This window comes from Pseudomonas sp. TWI923 (genome assembly GCF_039673365.1).
In the GTDB taxonomy this organism is placed as follows: Bacteria; Pseudomonadota; Gammaproteobacteria; order Pseudomonadales; family Pseudomonadaceae; genus Aquipseudomonas; species Aquipseudomonas sichuanensis.
The window spans coordinates 1-4,523 of the sequence record NZ_JBDJLM010000149.1 but is presented as its reverse complement, the minus strand read 5'-3'; the positions used below and the strand labels follow the sequence as shown (position 1 = coordinate 4,523).

The window sequence follows — 4,523 nt, the reverse complement described above, 5'->3', positions numbered from 1 at the left end:
CACAGGTACTGTGCATTCCCTGGGATGGCACAGCACCTGTGGGAGCGGGTTTACCCGCGAAGAAGCCAACGCGAAAACCGAAGTCAGGCCTTGGCCTGACGTGCCTTCTTCATGCGGAACGCTACCCACAGCACCAGGATCCACGCCGGGATCAGCATCACCGAGATACGAATCGGTGGCGTCAGGTACATCACCACCAGAATCAGCACGATGAACGCCAGGCACAGGTAGTTGCTCACCGGGTGCCCCCAGCTGCGGTAGGACGGCGTGATGCCGACCGCCAGCTTGGCCTTGCGGAACTTCAGGTGGGTGATGCTGATGCTCGCCCAGTTGATCACCAGCGCCGAAACGGCCAGGGCCATCAACAGGCCGAAGGCTTCACCGGGCATCAGGTAGTTGATCAGCACGCACATCCCCGTGGCGAATGCCGACACGCCTAATGCGGTAAGCGGCACGCCCCGGCGGCTGACTTTGAGCAGCTGGCGCGGCGCATCACCCTGGGAGGCCAGGCCGAACAGCATGCGGCTGTTGGCGTAGACGCAGCTGTTGTACACCGACAGCGCGGCGGTCAGCACCACCACGTTGAGGATGGTCGCCACCAGGTCGCTGTCCAGCTCGTGGAAGATCATCACGAACGGGCTGCCGCCCTGCACCACCTTCTGCCACGGATACAGCGACAGCAGCACCGCCAGGGCACCGATGTAGAAGATCAGGATGCGATACACCACCTGGTTGGTGGCTTTGGGGATGCTTTCGCGCGGGTTTTCGGCTTCGGCGGCAGTGATGCCGACCAGCTCCAGGCCGCCGAAGGAGAACATGATCACCGCCAGCGCCATGATCAGCCCGGTCACGCCATTGGGGAAGAAGCCACCGTATTGCCACAGGTTGGCGACGCTGGCGTCCGGCCCGCCGTGGCCGCTGCCCAGCAGCCAGGCGCCAAAGCCGATCATGCTGACGATGGCCACCACCTTGATCAGGGCGAACCAGAACTCCATCTCGCCGTACACCTTCACCTGGGTCAGGTTGATGGCGTTGATGGCCACGAAGAAGATCGCTGCCGTCGCCCAGGTGGGGAAATCCGGCCACCAGTACTGCACGTAGATGCCCACGGCGGTGAGCTCGGCCATGCCGACCAGCACGTAGACCACCCAGTAGTTCCAACCCGAGACGAAGCCTGCGAACTCGCTCCAGTAGTGGTGCGCGAAGTGACTGAAGCTGCCGGCCACCGGCTCCTCGACCACCATCTCGCCAAGCTGGCGCATGATCAGGAAGGCCATCAGGCCGGCGACGGCATAGCCCAACAGCACGGAGGGGCCGGCCAGCTGGATGGTCTGGGCGATGCCCAGGAACAACCCGGTGCCGATGGCACCGCCCAGCGCGATCAGCTGGATATGGCGATTCTTCAGCCCGCGCTGCAAGCGCTCGGGCGTGCTCTGGTCTTGCATGAAGTGTCCTTTAGGTGAGGCCGTGTTGTTGGTGTTGTGTGCAGTCAAGCTCTAGATCCAGCCGCCCCACTGCAAGACGAAAATTCCGATATTGGTGGTGATGGCCGCCATCAGTGTAGTGATCACGATGATCGAGGCAGCCAGTTCGTGGTTGCCGTTGGCCGCCCGCGCCATCACATAGCTCGCCGCCGCGGTGGGGCTGCCGATGTAGAGGAACAGGATGCCCAGCTCGGCCCCGCGGAAACCGCAGAGCCAGGCGCCCAGGGTACCCAGCAGCGGCAGCCAGACCATCTTCACCAGGCTCACATCGAACGCCAGCCTGCCGCTGTCGCGTAGCGCCGCCAGCGACAAGGTGCCACCGATACAGATCAGCGCCAGCGGCAAGGTCATCTGCGCCAGGTAGTCGGCAGAGGTCAGCAGCCAGTTGGGCAACGGCACCTGGCCATAGGCCATGGGCGTTGCGAGCAGCACGCTGATGATCAGCGGGTTGCTGAGAATGCTCTTGCAGATGCTCCACGGGTCGGACTTCAGGTCCGGGCTGTACACCGCCAGTACCACTGCCGACAGCGAGTTGTACATGAGGATGACCAGCCCGGCCAGCACCGCGCCGAGGGAGATACCGTAGTCGCCGTAGAGGCTGGCGGCCAGCGCCAGGCCGATCACGCCATTGTTGCCGCGAAATGCGCCCTGGGTGTAGATGCCGCGGTCCGCCTGCGGGCAGCGCCAGATCGCCAGGCCCCAGGCCAGGCCGAACCCCACCAGGGTGGCAACGATGAAGTAGAGGATGACCCCGGGCTTGACCGCGGCGGCCAGGTCGGCGTGGTAGATGCCAAGGAACAATAGCGCCGGCATGCAGACGTTGAACACCAGCGATGACGCGACCTTGCTGAAGTTGTCGTCGATCACGCGGATGCGCTTGAGCAGCACGCCCATGAACAGCATGGCGAACACGGGCGCCGTGATGTTCAGTGTCTGGATAAGAAGGGCGAGCATGCAGCCTGATCCTGGGAGTTGCCGTTAGGGGGCTAATCATACGTCAGTGCCAGGGCCTTGCGCCCATCGAAGGTGCCAGTTGGCAGCACAAACTGAGCTTGACGTAGGAAATTTCCCGAATATGATGGCGCCTACTGTATATGCATACAGTTAAAAATGGATTATCCCGACATCGCAAGGAGCTGATCATGTCAGGAATGCAAACCGCGCCCGTGGCCAACCAAGCCCAGGCCAAACAGGTCGTTGCCGACCTCGATCAACTGTTCGACCCGCAGGGCATCGACCTTCCCGGCCCAGACAGCCAGCTGATGCTGGTCATGCACGGCCACCACACCCTCAAGTACCATCGCTTCGCCGTGCCGCAAGGCACAGGCCAGGCGCCCAAACGCAAACCCGAGCTGTTCTTCGAAGGGGGTGAGCACACCGCTATCGGTGACAACACCCTGCTGCGCTATGAAGCTGGCCAGCCGGGCATCCCCGCCCATCAGTCGCCCCTGCCGTTGCCCAACGGCCTGAGCCTGACCTACGGCCAGGTCATCGCCCTGGGCGGCGACTTCTATGGCGTACCCGAGCGGCCCATCGCCGATGGCGCCAGCGAGGCCGAACGCATCGCACGCTTCACCCAGGCCTTCGACTCCCTGGCCCGCCTGCCGGCGGCCAAGGACGAGGCCGGGCAGATCCTCGCCGTGATGCAGGAAGAAATCGCCGCCGCCAACCAGGCCATCCAGGACGGCCGCCAGCCCCATGAAGCCTACGACGCACTGGGCGACAGCCTGTCGGCACGCTGGAATCGCATCACCGGCGGCGGCAGCTTCGCGTCCGACCTGTTCCCGCTTGGCCGCTACCTGAAGCTGGCCGCCAGCAACTGGGACCATTTCGGCCCCTGGGCGCTGCTGGCCTACCAGGCCGGCCACGCCGCAGCCTTGCAGCAAGCCGTGAAGGCGCATGCCAGTGGCGAAGAGCGCGACCTGCAACTGGCCTACGCCATGAATGCCTTCGCCGATCACTTCCTCACCGACCTGTTCTCCGCCGGCCATGTGCGGGTGCCGCGCAAGGCCCTGGCCGACAGCGTCACCCCGAGCGACGTCGGCTCGCTGATTTCGCGCTTCATGCACGATGAAGACAGCAAGTACGGCCTGCTGGTGCGCAACGCCGAAGGCGAGCAATGGCGCGCCTATGGCGACAAACGTTACTTCGACAGCGTCGATGTGGCCAACCGTCGCCAGGTCGGCCGGGCAGTGCAGCGCTCGGCCGACGAGGTGTTCCAGGCGTTCGTCGATGGCCGCCAGCCCTTGGCCAAGGACTATGCCGCCCTGCGCCTGGCGCCGGATCTGCACGCCGCCGAGCAGGACCTGGTGCCGGGCAACTTTGCTCCGCTGTATTTCCAGGACGGCAAGACCGTGTTGCGGCGCAAGGACGTCAACAACCTCAACGACCGCGAGCGCATCGCCGACTGGTGGGGCTGGAGCACCTACCTGCTGCTCAAGGACTACAAGCCCAATACCCCCAGCGGATTCATCGCGGCACCGAGTGCGTCACCGGCCATCATCGGCTGGCAAAGCAGCGAACCGGATGGCCTCAACTGGCAGCGGGGCAACTCGGTGCGTTACGCCTTCAGCGTGAGCGAGCAGTTCAACGAGTCCTATATCGGGCCGTGGAGCGCCTATGCCCTACTGGGCGAGCAGTTCCACCCGTCCGTACAGGTACCGCTGGACGGCAAGCAGCGCGGGCGCAACCTGTTCCGCCAGTTCCGCGGCGGCTCGCCGGAGCTGATCGCCAGCCTGGACGGCGTGGCAACCACTTACATCGATCGCAATGCGTGACAAGGAGGTCACCGATGAACATCAGGATCAAACTGGAGCTGGCTTCGGGTCAGTCGCTGGCAGGCATGCCGCTGGAGTTGCTGCGTGATGGCAAGGTCATTGGCCGGGCCAAGGTGCCGGCTGGAGGGCTAGTGGCGTTCGAGGCGCCTGCTGGTGCAGGACAACTGGCGGTGCGAGTTGACCGCTCGGGGGTAAGAGCCTTCTAAATACAATCGCGGGGCAAGCCCGCGCCCACGGGGGGGCGGGCGTGCCCCCCGATGGC

Annotated in this window: 4 protein-coding genes; 2 read left to right on the top strand and 2 right to left on the bottom strand. The window is 64.3% G+C overall.

Translation table 11 applies throughout. The features are described from left to right. Window positions 1-83: 83 nt before the first annotated feature. Together ABE459_RS25710 and ABE459_RS25705 are read right to left on the bottom strand one after the other, a co-directional pair. Window positions 84-1,445, bottom strand: a complete 1,362-nt coding sequence (locus ABE459_RS25710) for an amino acid permease (RefSeq protein WP_125465362.1) — start codon at window positions 1,443-1,445, stop codon at window positions 84-86. A gap of 51 nt (window positions 1,446-1,496) precedes the next feature. Then, the gene (locus ABE459_RS25705; protein WP_125465363.1) at window positions 1,497-2,438 is read right to left on the bottom strand and encodes an AEC family transporter; all 942 of its coding nucleotides are present in this window, start codon (window positions 2,436-2,438) and stop codon (window positions 1,497-1,499) included. Window positions 2,439-2,626: 188 nt separating this feature from the next. Here ABE459_RS25705 and ABE459_RS25700 point away from each other — a divergent pair, with 188 nt between their 5' ends. Together ABE459_RS25700 and ABE459_RS25695 are read left to right on the top strand one after the other, a co-directional pair. Then, the gene (locus tag ABE459_RS25700; protein ID WP_346648172.1) at window positions 2,627-4,261 is read left to right on the top strand and encodes a phospholipase; all 1,635 of its coding nucleotides are present in this window, start codon (window positions 2,627-2,629) and stop codon (window positions 4,259-4,261) included. 14 nt (window positions 4,262-4,275) lie between these two features. Further along, entirely contained in the window at window positions 4,276-4,467 is a 192-nt protein-coding gene (locus ABE459_RS25695; protein WP_323831466.1) for a hypothetical protein, read from the top strand. The last annotated feature ends 56 nt before the right edge of the window (window positions 4,468-4,523 follow it).